Here is a 16693-nt window from a genome sequence, read left to right as displayed (position 1 = left end):
AGAAAAAAGACTGTAGACAATCTCAAATTTTTGAGTTTGTCTACAGTCTGAGCATACTTGCATAAATGCAAGTATGCCTTGACTATTATACAAATATCATCCATAAAATGATTGTGAATACAATCGTAGTTACACCCTGTAAAAGCGTGGCCATCGTTTGCGCTTTATAGGCTTGAGTTACTTCCATTCCACTATACTGCGTTACTACCCAGAAGAAGCTGTCGTTTACGTGAGAAACAGTCATGGCTCCAGCACCAATAGCCATTACAACTAATGCCAATGGAAGTGCCCCTTCAATTCCAGCAGTTACTAACATTGGTGCTACTAAAGTAGATGTGATTACTAAAGCTGTTGTCGATGAACCTTGTGCTGTTTTAAGAGCTGCTGCAATAATAAATGGAACTAATAAAAACAGAGAACCTGTTGCTAAAGCACCTAAATCCATTTGTTGCAACATATCGCCGACACCAGTCTCCTTAATAACTGTACCGAAAGAGCCACCCGCTGCTGTAATTAATAAAATAGGAGCTGCATCTTTTAAACTATCCCCAATCCAACCAGTTAAAGTTTCTTCATTTAACTTTGGAAGTAATGGAAATGCCGCAAATACACCTAACAACAACGCAACTATCGGACTACCTAAGAAGCGTAAAATCATGTTGATTGTAGATTCCGGATCACCAACTAATGCAGCAATAGAACCGATACCGATCAAAATAATTGGAAGAACAATCGGTAAAAATGATTTAAATGTTGATGGCATTTCACCAAAATTTTTAACCACTTCTTCGTAATCAAGGGTCTCTTCTTGATCTAAAGGCACTTGAATTTTAGAAGCCACTTTCACTGCCCATAAATACCCTACAAATGTCGCCGGAATTGCAACTATTAAACCTACCAGTATAACCGTACCTAAATAATCCGTAGCCCCAATATTACCTGCGGCTGCAATTGGTCCTGGTGTTGGCGGAACAAGAACATGTGTAGCATATAAACCTGTTGCCAACGCAACCCCCATGGAAGCAACTGTTACCTTTGCTCGTTTTGCTAATGATTTTTGTAAACTAGATAAAATAATAAATGCTGAATCACAAAATACTGGTATTGAGACGATATAACCAATGATAGACATTGCTAATTGCGGACGTTTTGGCCCAACAATTCGAAGCACAACCTCTGCCATTCGAAGGGCCGCCCCAGAACGCTCTAGTATTACGCCAATCATTGTCCCTGCTACAATGACAATCCCAATGCTCGTCATTAAACTTCCAAAACCACTATTAATATTCGTTACAACATCTAATAATGGCATTCCGCTCGCAATACCAACAAAGAATGAACTTAAAATTAATGCTAAAAACGGATGTAATTTTAATTTTGCAGTCGCAAATACGACAAACAATACCCCTATTAATATGATGAAATATAACATTCCCTTTCTCCCCCTTAATCTATTAAATGATAAAACGTTTCATATGCCCTCTGAGACAAATAGTTAGAAGCTTCTCTCATCGCCATTTCAGGTGAAACAGATTCATTCACTACTGATACAACTTCATGAAAGTGTTGTGCTAACATTTCTTTATCTAGTTCATCAATACTGCCCGAAAGTAAAATGGTTGGAATATGAAATTCTTTTGCACAATGTAAAACGCCCATTGGAGCTTTTCCATGCAATGTTTGTCGATCCGATTTTCCTTCACCAGTCATAATGAATTGTGCATCTTGTACTTTCTCACGATAATTCATAACACCTAACACTAATTGAATCCCTTGATGAAATTGCCCGTTAAGAAACGCAATTAATGCTCCTCCCATCCCACCAGCGGCTCCCGCGCCTTGATAATCATGTAAGCGGATTCCTAAATCTCTTTCTACAACATTCGCCCAATGTATTAATGCATGATCAAAATACTCAATCTCATCAGCCTTTACACCTTTTTGAGGACCGAAGATAGCCGTTGCTCCTTTTTCACCAACTAATGGATTATCTACATCACAAGCTATGGCAACCTTTGAATCATTCAATCTTGTGTCCCAATTCAAAAAATCTAAGCTTTTCACTTCATATAAACCATCAATTGATTTTTGTACATCATGTCCATTTTCATCTAATAAACGCAGTCCCAAAGCTCTTAACATTCCAACACCAGCATCATTTGTTGCACTACCACCAATACAAATAATAAAATCTCTAAAACCTTGATCTAGTGCAGATTTAATTAACTGACCAGTTCCATAACTTGATGCAATTTTCGGATTTCTTTCATTGTTATGCAACAGTATGATACCTGAAGCTGAAGCCATTTCAATGACACAAGTTGACTGATTGCCAAGTACACCAAAGGAAGCTTCTATTTCACGTCCAAGAGGATCAAGTACGTTTGTTTTAACGTAGTAACCATTTGTTGCTAAAACAAGTGCATCCATCGTTCCCTCTCCGCCATCTGCAACAGGTAGCAATAGCGTCTCTACTTCTGAATTTGCACGCTTAACACCCTGTTCGATGGCTTGAGCTGCTTCGAGTGCTGTTAATGTCCCTTTAAAAGAGTCTGGACTAATTACTACTTTCATCCTCTTCACCCTTTCTATTAAAGCGGTTACAATTATTATAGTGACAGTCATTACATAAAAGCATTATAATGGGTGTATAAATTAACTGTATTAGTACAGATTTGTTTTTATACGGGGTGTATAAAATTGTTGTCGATTAAATTAGCAGAGGAAATTGTCCATCAAACAATGCTGAGACTTCATCACAATATAAATGTCATTAGTGTAGATGGTGTGATATTAGCTTCAGGAGATAAAGAGCGGATTGATTCTATTCATGAGGGCGCTATTCAAGTAGCGAAAACTGGTATGCCAGTTTTAATAGATGAAACACTTTCAAAAGAATTTTATAATTGTAAACCTGGTATCAATTTACCAATTAAATTTAACGATAAAATTATCGGGGTAATTGGGATTACAGGAAACCCAAATGACCTACAAGAAATTGCAAATTTAGTACAAATGACTACAGAAATGATGGTTCACCAAGTACTAATGGAAAGTAAAAGTGAATGGCAGAGAAAAAATGGGGACTTCATTTTCAAAGCATTGATTGATGAAATTCCTAAAGATTACGCATTTAATGAACGAATACAAAAACTTCCTTTTCCATTAGTGGGACCATTTAAAATAGTGCTCATTAAACAAATGAAAGAAGTATCTTCCAATACACTATCACTTAATATCGAAAACATTCTTTATAGACAGTCAGCACTCTTTGGTCAATTACATTTAAATGAATATTATCTTTTCCTATGTGGGAGTTCTATAACGAATTCAAAAGAAACGATTCAACAGATTACCAAGCTTCAGAATAAGTTTGAAATCTATATTGGAGTTAGCCCAACTGTTAATGAAATTGAAGAATTGTCCTATGCCTTTAACGGAGCAAAAACGGCACTTACATATTCAGATGAAAATCAACCTGTCACTTATTTTGAGGAAGTAGAATTATATACTTTATTTAAAAATAGTAAAACTATTGAGATTAATAAGTTTTTAACAAAAATTAATGGCTTAACTGAAAAATTGATTGTAACGCTCCTTACTTTTTTTGAAAGTAATTTACAGTTAAATATATGCGCAGACAAATTAAAGATTCATCGCCATACATTGACATATCGCTTAAACAAAGTTTATGCAATAACTGGTTATGATCCGCAAAATTTTGAAGACGCTTTTTTGTTAAAACTAGCACTCACTCTAAATAACCAACGCTGAAGTCTATATAATAAAGAAAAGCACCTAAAAATAATTACTTTTTATTTTTAGGTGCGAATTTAGTTAGACGTTATTTTATTAAGTTCTTCTCACCAGTTGTTAATCATCCAATCATGAGCAGCCCAACGCCCCTCATGTAATCAGTTTGTTCTTATCCAATAGAAACCCAGTTCTGATTTTCCATTAATGCGCCAAATAATTATTGCGCAGCTAATTCACTTTCAGTTACCCATTTATGATTTTTAACTTTTTCACCTGTTGTAGCAATATAATCAACCATATAAACAGTAGTTTCTTCAGCAGAATCAATCGTTGCAGTTGCCCCCTTCATACCTTCCATATGGTCTGCATTCAAAATTACTTCATCTCCTGGATTTAAAGGTTCTTTACCTACACCTTCTAATTCTTCTTGAATTACCCACTTATGATTTGTCACTGGAGCACCGCCAGTGGTTGGTTTATATGATACAGTATAAACAATTGTATTATATGCACCTACTATTGTCGCTTCAGCTCCCTTCATTCCAGTCATATGATCGGCTTGAATAATTGCTTTACTTCCAATTGGAAATGTTGGATTTTCCGCTTCCATTAAACCTTCTGGTACATCTCCTGAACCTGAATGATTCATATGAGAATGGCCCTCGTCATTCACTTCATGCCCTTCATGCGCCGCTGTAGCATTTGTTTGTACAACTTCTTGAGTAGCACTCTCCTCAACTGCTCCCTCATTATGATTTCCTGCACATGCAGTAAGTGTAAGTGCCGCTGTTAATGATAAAAAACCAAACATTATTTTATTTGTCATTAGAAATCCCTCCGAATACTTGTACTTTCCAACTTATAATGGAATTGTAGGCTTGCATTATGCAATTATAGGATAATCAATTTTTAGTGATACGGTTGATTCAATTTATACTCTCCAATATGTAATTGTATCCAAAAAAACAATAATTATTAGGAGAATACCTATTCGTAACATTTCAGTATAAAAAAGAGTGGTCAAAACTTTATGAGCCACTCACTAGTTCAAGTATCCATTCTTTTATATTAATTAATCGATTGTGTTCGGGAAGTTCATCAGTCCCCGTTATAATTAATGGAACAATCGAATCGACTTTATGCAACGATCCATGTGCACCTCCACCAGCATGGTCTTTACTATGCTCGTCAATAAATTCATAAGAAGGCTCTGCATCTACAACTATAATACGTCCTTCCTGAGAATGAAGCGCTCCATATAATCTTGCCAGTGCATCTGGATAGCTATTATATTGAATCAACCCTTCCTCAGTAACGGTTAAATCCAATATCGTAATATCCCCTTCAATATCCCATAATTGCTCATACTCATCGATATAGGAACCATTTTTCGAAAATATTAATTCTTCACTGCTTTGTGGACTCACAACATGATTCGTTTCTCCATCTTTCCAAGCAATGAAGCCAATCCGTTCATCAGTTTTTAAGCTGTTCACAATATCAATTAACTCCAATTGTTGATCATTTATGCTAATGTAGGCCATTCGTTCATTAGTAGCAATAGCAAGCTGTGCGTCTGTATTTTCCTTATCCCAATTTGAATAATCCTTCAACAATTCATTTAAATTCACTAAAGCAAAATCCTGTTCTTTTTTCACAAGTGATTGACCACTATCTCCTAAAATAATCCACGTTAACTCTTGAATTGCTTCATCCCATGAAGAATAATTATTGAATATTTCTTGAAGGGATTGATTTGCTTTTTCAATTCCATTTAAATCATCTGGACCATATTTGTGTACCCTTTTATCTAAATCCGGAAGATAAGCAAATGTAAAAGCTGGCAACTTATTATGCTCTATTAAATAACTTAATTCATTAACGGTAAAATGATCATTAACGCCCATTTTGTTCCAGATAAATTTATGAAAATGATTCTCTGGACTATACTGTGACAATACACCAAGTGAAATTAATGTTGGACCACTTATTTCTATTTTCTTTGGTAAAAGATTAGCGAATGAAATCAATTTAGGTACAGTTAGTTGATGAGGTATATTTCCCCTATATAAAAGCCCATTAATCGATGCTGATTGTCGATCATCTTTTTCCAATGCTTCATAAACTGTTTCAACATCTTTACTTAAATGGGTTTTGTTAAGATGGATAATACTATCGGCTCCAACATTTTTAACGCCATTATTCCATATTTCTCTAAATCCACTACCATAACTTACAATTCGATTTTCATCTTCATTAAACCAAATCAACCCTGGTATTTTATGTTGATCTGCATACGTCCCTGTTAAAATAGTGCTATCAATCGTAACGGACATTGTAGGATAGGAACTAATTACTTCCTCAATAAAAGTTCCATTATTGATTAAAAATGAAAAAGCTGGAGCTTTCCCTTCTTTAATCGCTTTTTGTAATGGCTCATTCATTAACGAATCAACGGTCATCATTATTACAGGCTTTTTCGCAGGATTAATCTGAATATTCTCTAGTTTTTTTGTCGGTGAAATGGATATCGATAACACAACAATGCCACAAAGTGCGATAAATAGAATAAACCCAATTACAATTTTACGTTTCATATAATCACCTTTTTTTCGATTAAGTAACAACTATAGTATGGTTATATTTTTATAAGTAATGTTTGAAGAAATTAATATTTTAATTCGAGTTTAAATGAATTATGATTATCAAACTCTATATATAGAGTTCCGATAACATGGACAAAATCCAATAGGAATATGGAAATTAATTTTGCCTTTAGAACTAAAAAGAGCTAGAGGTGAATTAGTCACCTCTAGCTCTTTGATTTGAATGTATGTAGCTCTAATATATTGGTAGTAACATATTATTTCTACTTACTAAATGTTACCTTCATTTTCTTTTTGTTACTCTCCAATGTCCGCGTATTCAGGATAATCTGTTATAATTCCGTCTACACCAAGTCTATATAGCTTGTCCGCTTCAGATTGTTTCTTTATTGTATATGGATACATTTTCATCCCTACATTATGAACACGTTCCACAAGCTCTTTTGTAACAATATTAAAATTAGGATTAATATAATCTGCATAGGTAGCAAATTCTTCTAACTGTCTATCAGAAATATTTGCCCAATTATTGCCAACTAATACACCATGAGGGATTTCAGGCAATAATTCTTTCGATTTTTGTATTGATGCGTGATTGAAGGATTGTATAATAATATCATTTTTTGTAGAGTTAACTAAATGATGGTCTTTTAAAGCAGATGCCACTTTTTCTTCAACTCCTGGATAAAGTTCAGGTGACTTCAGCTCTACTAAAATACTAATCTTACCTCCAAATTCTTCTAACACCTCATCTAATGTAGGAATTCTTTCATTGGAGTATTCTTCACCAAACCAGCTGCCTGCATCAAGACATTTCAGCTCTTTCAATGTATAGGCAGAAACGCTTCCTTCACCATCTGTCGTTCTATCCAAAGTGTCATCATGGATAATTACTGGCACGCCATCTTTTGACAATTGAACATCAATTTCAATAAAATCGGAATGCATTTCGACTCCTTTACGAAAAGCAGCCAATGTATTTTCAGGAGCATAGGCAGATGCACCACGATGGGAGATGCTTATTAATTCTCCTCGGCCTTCTTCCGGCATAGTACCCTCTACAAAGGAAAAAAGCATGGTTGAAACGAGTAAAAATGTGGCTACTAACAAAAAGACCGTTATCTTTCGTTTCATATAAAGAAATCTCCTTAAAATTGTGATTAAAAAATAAATGAATGTAATCTAATAATAGATTCATAGATTCAAAAACTTATATATACGAATAAATCATATGTTTTCATTATTTCACTTTAAGTTATATATAAATTAAAGGCATACCTTGAAAAAAATGGGACAACATCTATGCAAAGATTAGTTCCACAGAACACCATCTTAGAAAAGACTCATTGTGTTCCTTATTCAGTAAGCAACATTTCTTTTTTCAGTTGTAATGCCAGTTTGGGTTCATCTGTAATAATTCTTGACACTTGTAGATCAAGAATTTTTTTTATACTTTCTGCATCATTCGGCGTCCATGCATTTATTTGGACTCCATTTTTCTGACAATCAAGTATTGTATCTTCATCGATTGTTAAATGGTATGGATGATAGTATTCGACACCGTACTTCCGGCAGTACTCCCCTGGCTCGAGCATACCGTACATAGTTAAGAAACCACATAATAATGAAGGGTTTTCTTGCTTCATTCGTAGTATGCTTTTATGATTAAATGAAGAAACAATTACGCTTTCCTGCTGTCCGAATTCCTGAATTAAACTATTAATCTTCTTTTCAATGCCTTCATACTGAAAAACATTCGTTTTTAATTCAATATTTGTCTCTATGTTTTTTCCGTCAAGCCATTCGAAGTATTCTCTTAGGGTCATAATCTGTTCTGCATGGGTATGTCGGTATAAATCGTTAACAGGGAATTTCGCTGCAAAGTCAAAACTCTTCAATTCCTCTACTGTGTAATCCTTAATAAAACCACTACCATTTGAAGTACGGTCAATTTTATCATCATGGCAAATGACTACTTCACCGTCTTTTGTTAAGTGTACATCTAGCTCGAAACCTTGTGAATGTTCATGATAGGCTGCATCAAACGCCACTTTTGTATTTTCAGGGTAAAGCAATGCGTATCCTCTATGCGCTATAATTTTCGTCATACTAATTCTCCATTTCGCAGGATTGTTTCTTCGCTTTCAATATCAAACAGATATATAGAATCCAAATTAAACGAAAGCTTAACTTTGTCGCCATAAAGGACATCACGTGCGGGATTGAGTCGCGCAACTAGATCTTTATTTGCATCCGAATGGTCAAAATAGACATAAGTATCACTACCAACTTGCTCAACATTCTTCACTTCAATATCTAGAACGATTTCACTTTCAGATTCTTGTTCAGTAAAATGAAAGGCTTCTGGACGAACTCCTAAATAGACATCTTCCATTTCACTGTCATACTCCAACCTATCTAAAATTGATGTTGGCAAAACCGTGTTTTGTCCAGCAATCGAAATAGTTACACCCTCTTTTCCCTGAAGCAGCTTCGCCTTAAAGATATTCATTTGCGGGCTACCAATAAATTGTGCTACGAATAGATTCTTTGGATATTTATATAAATTACGTGGTGTATCGAATTGCTCCAATATACCACCGCGCATTACTGCTATACGGTCTCCCATAGTCATTGCTTCTGTTTGATCGTGGGTAACATAAACAAATGTTGTTTCAAGTTGACGATGCAATTTAACAATTTCTGAACGCATCGTAACGCGAAGTTTCGCATCTAAATTAGACAATGGCTCATCAAGCAAGAACACTTTTGGGTTACGTACCATTGCACGACCTAAAGCGACACGCTGTCTTTGCCCTCCAGACAAAGCACCAGGTTTTCGATTCAAGTAATCTTTCAACTCTAAAATCTCTGCGACTTTTTCTACTTTTTCATTGATTTCAGATTTAGAAACCTTTTTCATTTTTAATGCAAACCCCATATTTTCTCTTACAGTCATATGAGGATATAATGCATAGTTTTGAAAAACCATGGCAATATCCCTGTCTTTAGAAGGAATGGTATTAACCAATTTGTCACCTATAAAAAGCTCTCCGTCACTAATGTTTTCCAAACCTGCAATCATACGTAATGTAGTGGATTTGCCACAGCCTGATGGACCGACTAAGACGATAAATTCTTTATCCTTAATATCTAAATTGATATGATGAACTGCGGTAACTCCCCCATCGTATATTTTTGATACTTCCTTTAATAACAGATTCGCCATTTGCTCTTCTCCTCTCCAAGTTCACAGTTGAATTATCCTTTCACAGCGCCCGATGTTAACCCTTTTATCATATTTTTTTGTCCGAAAATAAAGATAATTAACGAAGGCAGCATACACACTACGACTCCTGCTAACATAAGGACAATTGATTGGGAATCGATACTGTTTAGCATGCTAATCCCGATTTGCACTGTGCGATATTCATCCGAATTCGTAACCAATAGTGGCCACATATACATGTTCCATGCACCAAGGAATGATTGCACAGACAAGGCTCCAATTGTTGGCCGTAGAAGTGGAATCAATATTTTAAAAATAAAACGGATGTTAGAACAACCGTCCATTCTAGCTGATTCGTATATTTCCATTGGAAAAGTATGCAACGCTTGTCGGAAAAGGAAAATACCAAGCGCTGAAGTCATAAATGGAATGATTAAAACTCTAAAAGAATCGATCCATCCCCATTCACTTACCATGAGATATTGTGAAACAATTACTGCTTCCCCTGGAACCATCATAGTGGCCATTATTAAAGCAAAAACTATTTTATTCCCTTTGAATTTCAAAAAATGAAAACTGAAAGCTGCAAAAACTGAAGTAATAATTTGCGAGACGGTTATCGCAATTGAAACGATTAACGAATTTTGAATGTAAGTTGCAATCGGTGCCGTTTTAAATACATCTAAGTAATTTGAAAAAACGGGCGTTTCTGGAAAGAAGGATGCATTCTGCTGATAAATCTCTGAAGGTGATTTCAAAGACATGCTTACGGCATAAAGTAAAGGAAAAAGAGTAATCAGCACGACAATAATGTTGACTAAAAGCAAAGTAATGGTTTTCCAATTCCATACCTTTCTCCAACCAATGCTTACTAAAACTTTATTTTTCTTTTTCGGTACAGTTTTCAATTCACTGCTACTAAGCATTGATTCTTCCTCCTTTACTCATTTTGAACATAATAATCGTCAATATCATCACGATAATAAACAACACAATAGATTCTGCTGAAGCATAGCCATAGCGGTAATTCATGAAAGCATTTCGATAAATGTCATATACAATTACATTTGTCGATTCACCAGGTCCCCCGCTTGTTAAAATTTTGATTTGAGCAAACCCTTGGAAAGCATTGATGACATTCGTAACTACTACAAAAAAAGTGATAGGTTTTAAGCTTGGTATAGTGACAAACCTAAACTTATTCCAACGATTTGCTCCATCAATAGAAGCACTCTCATATAATGAACGGTCAATACCAGCCAATCCAGCACTAAAATAAAGAAAATTTATGCCACTGTTTAACCAACCTGTAAGTACACCAATGCTTAGCAAAGCATAATTTGGATCTGCTAACCAATTAATGTTCGTTCCTAACATCTGATTCACAATGCCAATACTTTGATTCAACATTACAAGGAACACTAGTGCAATCCCACTGGAAGCAACAGCCATTGGCAATGCATAGGCAGCTGAGAAAAAACGAATACCCGGAAAAGTTCGCTGGCACAAAAGGGCTGTACAAAATCCTAAAACTACCCCAACCACTACTACAATGATTACAAAGAGAACAGTTATTAGGACACTATTATAGAAAGAACTGCTTGTGAAAAGTTCGATATAATTTTCAAATCCAACAAATAAAGCATTTCTCCCTAAATTATCCGTCAAATAAAGACTTCGTATAATTGTCTGGAAAAATGGCCAGAAAGTAAAAAGCCCCATAATCAAAGCAGCCGGAATTAAATACGTATATGGCTCGACTTTCAGTATGAGCGGCTCTTTTCTTTCTTTTTTGCGAGGGGTACGTTTTAACTTTTTAGAAAGTTCCATGGAGCCAATTTCACCTTTCTTAAGTAAAATAAATATTCTTTAGGAAGCCTTGTCCCTTTTCTTCCGAATGGATAAGAAGAAAAAGGATGCAAGGCTTTCCATTTTCATCGTAGACTTAGTTGCCTACATTATTGACACGGTTATAATTTTCAATGGCTGTATTTGCTTGATTCGCTATATTTTGAGCTGCTTGTTCCGGAGTCGTACTTCCATTCAGCATATTCTCAAGTTCAGCTTCTTCGATTTGTCTAATTTCTTGATAAACTGTACTTAATCCACCTTGAGCCTCTGCATTCGAATCGTGTAATTGATCAATCGCTGTTTGGAATTGAGGATACTTCTCTAGATTTTCCTTGAATTCCTGTTGATCATGGGCAGCAATTGTAATTGGGAAATAACCTGTTTTTGCATTCCAATATGCCTGAGATTCAGGTGAAATCATAAATTCAATGAATTCCCATGTAGCATCTTTCTTCGCCTCATCGCCTGAATCAATCATGTATAGAGATGCTCCACCGATTGAAACACCACCTGCATCTTCTTCATTAATTCCAGGGAAGTAAGCAGTCCCAACTTCAAATTTGTCGCCAACCTCATCTAAAATATTTCTTAAACTTGCAGTGGAGGCGAAAGTCATCGCTGATTCTCCAGATACAAATTCAGGTTGTCCACCTTTTCGACCTACATTTGGTGCATAACCAGCATCAAATAATTCTTTCCATGCTACTAAAGCATTTTGAATCCCTTTGTTTTCATCAAAAATTACTTTCGTTGGTGTTGATTCACGTCCGTTTCCGTTATTGAACATATCCATTTCCTGTTTACTCATCCATTGGTCAAACCACCATCCATATATTGACATAGAAATGGCCATATTTGCTCCACCATCTCCCATCAATTTTGGAGCAATTTCCTTTAATTCTTCTAAGCTAGATGGAGCTTCTTCGATGCCCGCTTTTTCAAACATATCTTTGTTGTAATATAATAATGGTGTAGAAGAGTTAAATGGCATTGAATTTAATTTACCATCAATTGTGTAATATGCTGCAAGGTTTGGTTCGATTTGATTAATGTCATAACCTGTTTTATCGATATATTCTTGTACTGGTACAATTAAACCAGAATCAATCATATTACGAGCGCCAACTTCGAAAACTTGCACAACGTCAGCACCAACATTAGATCCATTCGTTGCATTTCTTAGTTTCGTTAGCGTATCATCATAAGATCCTTGATATTCTGCTGTAACATGTACAGTGTCACTTTGTTCATTAAAACGCTTGACTAGTTCCTCGACGCCTTCACCGCCATTACCACCCATTGAATGCCAAAACGTTAGTTCAATTTTCCCACTGTCGTTGGAAGTTTCATTCGATGTTTCACCGCTACATGCTGCTAATAGGGTGATTAAAGAAATAAGTACAAATAATGCTCTAAACTTTTTCACGTTTTTCCCTCCTAGGTTTTCAAAATAGACTAGGATAAATATAAAGAGACCAATAAAAAATTGCCTGTTTCAATAAAATGAAACAAGATTTTTCATTGGTCTCTCTTAGCGCACCCTAATATCTACTTTTCGTTATCTATTATTCAGCAGAAATTTTAATCTAGTATTAATATAATGTTAAGTATAAATTAATGTAATTGTGAATGTTCCTTACTTTCAACCATTCCTTTTGTAAAATCCTTCTTCCATAATTCCTCATTTGTTGTACTAACCGCAAACGCTCCAGCTTTTATGGCAGCAATAGCTTGTTCTTCTGTCGACAGTAAGCCCCCCGTAATGATCGGGGTTTTCAATATTTGCGAGTAAGAATGTATTACGTGACACAATGTAGAAGGCATAATCTCAATGAAATCAGGTTTAAGGACTTCATGCTGATCTAAAACATTTTGGTATACCTCCGTATCAATCATAAATACCCGTTGAACCACTAACATTCTTTGTTCTTTTGCTTTCTTTATTAATGATGTCTTTGTCGTTAAAATTCCTGCTGGTTTTACATATTTCGCAAGAAAATCTAATCCATCCTTATCTAAATTGAGCCCATTTACTTTCTCTGCATGTATAAAAACAGGGATTCCTTCTTTTTGAATAACATCTACAAACTTTTTTACCGTTAGTATCGAGCCTGTTATAAGAAATACAGCACTGATTTGGTTTTTGTACTTTAATACATTATCAATACTTTTCGCTGCTTTGACAGAGGCAATTTTCTTTTTTGAATTCATACGTTCAATAATATCTTCAATAACCCATCTACTTTTCAATAAATTATCTCCTTTCAAATCATAGAGACTACTTACGTTTTTGTTGTCCTCAAAGAAAAAATGCTAATTAATTCATTGAAATGACTAACTATATTTTAATATTAGATGTTAATTAAAAGATTAATATCATGAAAACTTTATATTTTTTTACAACTGCTTCAAATTCAATTAATAAAATAAGAAAATATTTACAGGATAATCGGTATTGGTAGGGGTATTACGAAGATAGGGGCTGTCCAATAAGCGGAAAATTACAATCCACCACTATTTCAAAATTATACTTTTATGATATGTGTTAGTTGATTTCCGTTCCAGGCGGACGCGCATCCAGTGGCGAGCGGTGCTCCTTTCGCTTTGCTCTGCAGGGTCTCGGGCTAACAGGATGTTGGTCACAGCTCTTTTTCTGCACCGAAAGCGTAAGCGGCAGGTGCAAAGGCGTTGCCACAGGACGTGGCGGTTTTAGCCTTTGTTCCTCTATTCTTTGCTCCCGCAGGAAAGCTTTGCTTTGCATCGAAAGCGCAAGCGGCAGATGCACTCGCCGCCTGAAACGAAGATCAACTACTTTCAAATTTGATTGTTATCAAAAAAATATCATCCCCCTTTAAGCAGAGCTAAGAAATTTCCTTTTGGGACAGCCCCTTTAATATTTATTGTGATGAAATTTTACTTAAATGAATACGAAAAGTAGTTCCTAACGAAGAAGTATTTAAAAGCTGCAAATCTCCACCCATTGCTTGAGCGATCATTTTACTTAAACTTAATCCTAGACCTAAGCCGCGCACTTTATATTTCTTTTCATTTCCTCGATAAAAACGTTCAAAAATATAATCCTGCTCCTCTTTTGGTATCCCATTGCCTACATCAATAACATCAATGTATACATTCGATTCATTATCTGAGATAACAACAGAGATTTTGCCAGAATCCTCCATAGCTTGCTGTGCATTATTTAGCAAATTAGTCATAATTTGTTGAAATCTAATTGGATCAATCGATACTTCAACAGGGTTTTTTAAATAATGTACATTCAGTTCTATTTTCTTATCATCTTGGGAAATTTCCCAACTATAAATTGCCTCCTCTACCACATCGTTAATCAATTGTACTTCACAATTCACATCAAGAACATTTGCAGCAAATTGATTGAAGGCTAATAAATCCTCCACCATTTTCTTCATTTTTTCGGTTTCCTTTAATGAAATGGCGATAAATTCTTTCGCATCATCACCAGTCACCACATCATCGTTTATCGCTTGCAAAAGTCCGCTAATCGATGTCACAGGTGTTTTCAATTCATGAGTCACTCCTGCGAGAAGCTCGGTACGAAGAGATTCTAGATGCTCTAATTTAAAAGTCATTTCCTTAAAAGATTGAATCAAATCGTCAACTTCCTTTTCTTTTCGTTCAGGGGGTAATTCGATTTGATAATTTCCTTCAGCAACTTGTTTTGCTGCATTTGCAACAGTTTGAATCGGTTTTGATAAACGATTCGATAAAATAGTAATGACTAACCACCCTAACAGTCCCAGACTAATAATGAACAATAAAAGCTGTGTATATTCCTGATTTACTTCTGTTAACATTTTTTCAGAATCTACCATTAAAACCCAACCAATAGTTGACTCATCAACCACGATTGGTGCTTTCACAAGATAATAATTCGTCTCGTCTATTAATATTTTCTGAATTGAAGACTCGCTTTCTATAACTGACATTGATATAGCGTCATTAACTGGGCCAAATGGGCGATCACTAAAAATCACTTGTCCATCTAAATCCACAATATAATTAAACGGGTCTATTCGATCTTCCCTACCAGTATACATCTTTGGCATTTCTTTTCCTGGGAAAGGTCGTTCATCTCCATCTACTACCCTATCAGCCATACTTTCAGCAGCAAAGGTCATTAAATTTAATCGATTTTCTAATGTCGTATGACGAATCCAAAGGGCTGATATGATACCAATAAGTACTAATCCAATACACAATGTGATAAGATACCAGCTTGTCCAATAGCGTTTTAATGATACTTTCTTTTTAATAGACACTGAACTGATACCCCAATCCCCGTAGTGTTTTGATTTCACCTTCTGATGAAGGCCAGTCCTTCAAAGCTTTTCTAATTCTCTTAATGGCCAAATCAACTGCACGATCACTACCTAAGTAATCCCATCCCCAAACATGCTCTATTAGCTGATCCCTTGTAAAAGTTTGATTTGGGTTTTCCGCTAAAAATAAAAGGACAGATAGATCTCTAGGTGTTAGAATAACATTCTTCTTATTTAATGTAACTTGATGGGCCTTTAAATGAACTTCTAGCTGGCCATATCTTTTTATTGGTTGGTCATTATCAAACTGCGTCCTTCGTAATACTGCCTTAATGCGTGCAATGACCTCATCGGCAACGAATGGCTTTGCAATATAATCATCAGCCCCACTATTTAAACCGTCCAAGCGATAACTTACATCCCCTAATGCGGTTAACATAATGACCGGACATTTACTTTCCCTACGTATCTCCTTTAATACTTCCCAACCATCTTTTTTCGGTAGCATCACATCTAATAAAACTAAATCTGGAGCAATCGTTTTAAATTTATGAATAGCCTCCTCACCATCAACGGCAACTACAACATCATAATTTGCTTTTATTAAATAAGCTTTTAATACTTGGCTAATTGCGTACTCATCTTCAACTACTAATATGTTCATGGTGATTTCACCTCTTGTTTATTAACTTAATTCAACTTTAACCTGCCAATAAGTCAAATAGAAGTCAAACACTTTCTTCCTATAATTATTATCTTTACCCCCACTTCATCGCCATTAATATTTTTACATTAAACTTACTTGACATATTCTTGACACATTGAACATCTAAACTAGGTTTTGTTCGAGAGATATAGTGCGACCGATAACGCTCCCGTCAATCGGATTTATACCTGAAAAGACATATAGAGTCTCGGAATAAATAACAATTTTTCTGGGTGAAATGAACCAA

14 protein-coding genes are annotated in these 16693 nt (G+C 35.4%); 1 reads left to right on the top strand and 13 read right to left on the bottom strand.

Features of this window, described 5'->3' with window-relative positions:
- Positions 1–85: 85 nt before the first annotated feature.
- Together CD30_RS17215 and CD30_RS17210 are read right to left on the bottom strand one after the other, a co-directional pair.
- Positions 86–1432, bottom strand: a complete 1347-nt coding sequence (locus CD30_RS17215) for a GntP family permease (protein ID WP_036179732.1) — start codon at positions 1430–1432, stop codon at positions 86–88.
- A gap of 14 nt (positions 1433–1446) precedes the next feature.
- Positions 1447–2574 carry a glycerate kinase gene (locus CD30_RS17210; protein WP_036179731.1) on the bottom strand — a complete coding sequence of 376 codons (1128 nt, stop codon included), beginning with the start codon at positions 2572–2574 and terminating at the stop codon, positions 1447–1449.
- A gap of 129 nt (positions 2575–2703) precedes the next feature.
- On the opposite strand from CD30_RS17210, the gene CD30_RS17205 reads away from it, so the two are divergent.
- Positions 2704–3774 carry a CdaR family transcriptional regulator gene (locus CD30_RS17205; RefSeq protein WP_235802085.1) on the top strand — a complete coding sequence of 357 codons (1071 nt, stop codon included), beginning with the start codon at positions 2704–2706 and terminating at the stop codon, positions 3772–3774.
- A 199-nt stretch (positions 3775–3973) separates the two neighbouring features.
- Here CD30_RS17205 and CD30_RS17200 read toward each other — a convergent pair whose 3' ends face one another.
- The 11 genes from CD30_RS17200 to CD30_RS17150 form a co-directional block, all read right to left on the bottom strand.
- Entirely contained in the window at positions 3974–4582 is a 609-nt protein-coding gene (locus tag CD30_RS17200; protein ID WP_036179728.1) for a YdhK family protein, read from the bottom strand.
- Positions 4583–4784: 202 nt separating this feature from the next.
- Positions 4785–6353, bottom strand: coding sequence for an alkaline phosphatase family protein (locus tag CD30_RS17195; RefSeq protein WP_036179726.1), 1569 nt, complete (start codon positions 6351–6353; stop codon positions 4785–4787).
- Positions 6354–6659: 306 nt separating this feature from the next.
- Positions 6660–7496: a glycerophosphodiester phosphodiesterase gene (locus CD30_RS17190; RefSeq protein WP_036179724.1), complete on the bottom strand. Its 837-nt coding sequence runs from the start codon at positions 7494–7496 to the stop codon at positions 6660–6662.
- 221 nt (positions 7497–7717) lie between these two features.
- Positions 7718–8470 (bottom strand): glycerophosphodiester phosphodiesterase, encoded by a 753-nt coding sequence (locus tag CD30_RS17185; RefSeq protein WP_036179723.1) that lies wholly within the window; start codon positions 8468–8470, stop codon positions 7718–7720.
- Complete coding sequence (locus CD30_RS17180) at positions 8467–9591, bottom strand: ABC transporter ATP-binding protein (protein ID WP_036179722.1); 1125 nt, start codon at positions 9589–9591, stop codon at positions 8467–8469. The genes CD30_RS17185 and CD30_RS17180 overlap by 4 nt, the downstream gene beginning before the upstream one ends.
- Before the next feature lie 32 nt (positions 9592–9623).
- Positions 9624–10517, bottom strand: coding sequence for a carbohydrate ABC transporter permease (locus CD30_RS17175; RefSeq protein ID WP_036179721.1), 894 nt, complete (start codon positions 10515–10517; stop codon positions 9624–9626).
- The gene (locus CD30_RS17170) at positions 10510–11421 is read right to left on the bottom strand and encodes a carbohydrate ABC transporter permease (RefSeq protein ID WP_036179720.1); all 912 of its coding nucleotides are present in this window, start codon (positions 11419–11421) and stop codon (positions 10510–10512) included. Before CD30_RS17170 ends, CD30_RS17175 begins: the two co-directional genes overlap by 8 nt.
- A gap of 115 nt (positions 11422–11536) precedes the next feature.
- The gene (locus CD30_RS17165; RefSeq protein WP_036179719.1) at positions 11537–12868 is read right to left on the bottom strand and encodes an ABC transporter substrate-binding protein; all 1332 of its coding nucleotides are present in this window, start codon (positions 12866–12868) and stop codon (positions 11537–11539) included.
- A gap of 188 nt (positions 12869–13056) precedes the next feature.
- Positions 13057–13692: a glycerol-3-phosphate responsive antiterminator gene (locus CD30_RS17160; RefSeq protein ID WP_235802084.1), complete on the bottom strand. Its 636-nt coding sequence runs from the start codon at positions 13690–13692 to the stop codon at positions 13057–13059.
- A 647-nt stretch (positions 13693–14339) separates the two neighbouring features.
- The gene (locus CD30_RS17155; RefSeq protein ID WP_036179718.1) at positions 14340–15740 is read right to left on the bottom strand and encodes a HAMP domain-containing sensor histidine kinase; all 1401 of its coding nucleotides are present in this window, start codon (positions 15738–15740) and stop codon (positions 14340–14342) included.
- A complete protein-coding gene (locus CD30_RS17150; protein ID WP_036179715.1) occupies positions 15730–16404 on the bottom strand; it encodes a response regulator transcription factor in 675 nt (224 codons plus the stop codon). Before CD30_RS17150 ends, CD30_RS17155 begins: the two co-directional genes overlap by 11 nt.
- Between the last annotated feature and the right edge of the window lie 289 nt (positions 16405–16693).

This window comes from Ureibacillus massiliensis 4400831 = CIP 108448 = CCUG 49529 (genome assembly GCF_000772965.1).
Taxonomy (GTDB): Bacteria; Bacillota; Bacilli; order Bacillales_A; family Planococcaceae; genus Ureibacillus; species Ureibacillus massiliensis.
This window is presented reverse-complemented; position numbering and strand designations above follow the sequence as displayed.

Coding starts and splice junctions, on each gene's coding strand:
- CD30_RS17195 (WP_036179726.1), bottom strand. CDS start 6,353: ATGAAACGTAAAATTGTAATTGGGTTTATTCTATTTATCGCACTTTGT.
- CD30_RS17180 (WP_036179722.1), bottom strand. CDS start 9,591: ATGGCGAATCTGTTATTAAAGGAAGTATCAAAAATATACGATGGGGGA.
- CD30_RS17210 (WP_036179731.1), bottom strand. CDS start 2,574: ATGAAAGTAGTAATTAGTCCAGACTCTTTTAAAGGGACATTAACAGCA.
- CD30_RS17215 (WP_036179732.1), bottom strand. CDS start 1,432: ATGTTATATTTCATCATATTAATAGGGGTATTGTTTGTCGTATTTGCG.
- CD30_RS17200 (WP_036179728.1), bottom strand. CDS start 4,582: ATGACAAATAAAATAATGTTTGGTTTTTTATCATTAACAGCGGCACTT.
- CD30_RS17185 (WP_036179723.1), bottom strand. CDS start 8,470: ATGACGAAAATTATAGCGCATAGAGGATACGCATTGCTTTACCCTGAA.
- CD30_RS17190 (WP_036179724.1), bottom strand. CDS start 7,496: ATGAAACGAAAGATAACGGTCTTTTTGTTAGTAGCCACATTTTTACTC.
- CD30_RS17175 (WP_036179721.1), bottom strand. CDS start 10,517: ATGCTTAGTAGCAGTGAATTGAAAACTGTACCGAAAAAGAAAAATAAA.
- CD30_RS17150 (WP_036179715.1), bottom strand. CDS start 16,404: ATGAACATATTAGTAGTTGAAGATGAGTACGCAATTAGCCAAGTATTA.
- CD30_RS17170 (WP_036179720.1), bottom strand. CDS start 11,421: ATGGAACTTTCTAAAAAGTTAAAACGTACCCCTCGCAAAAAAGAAAGA.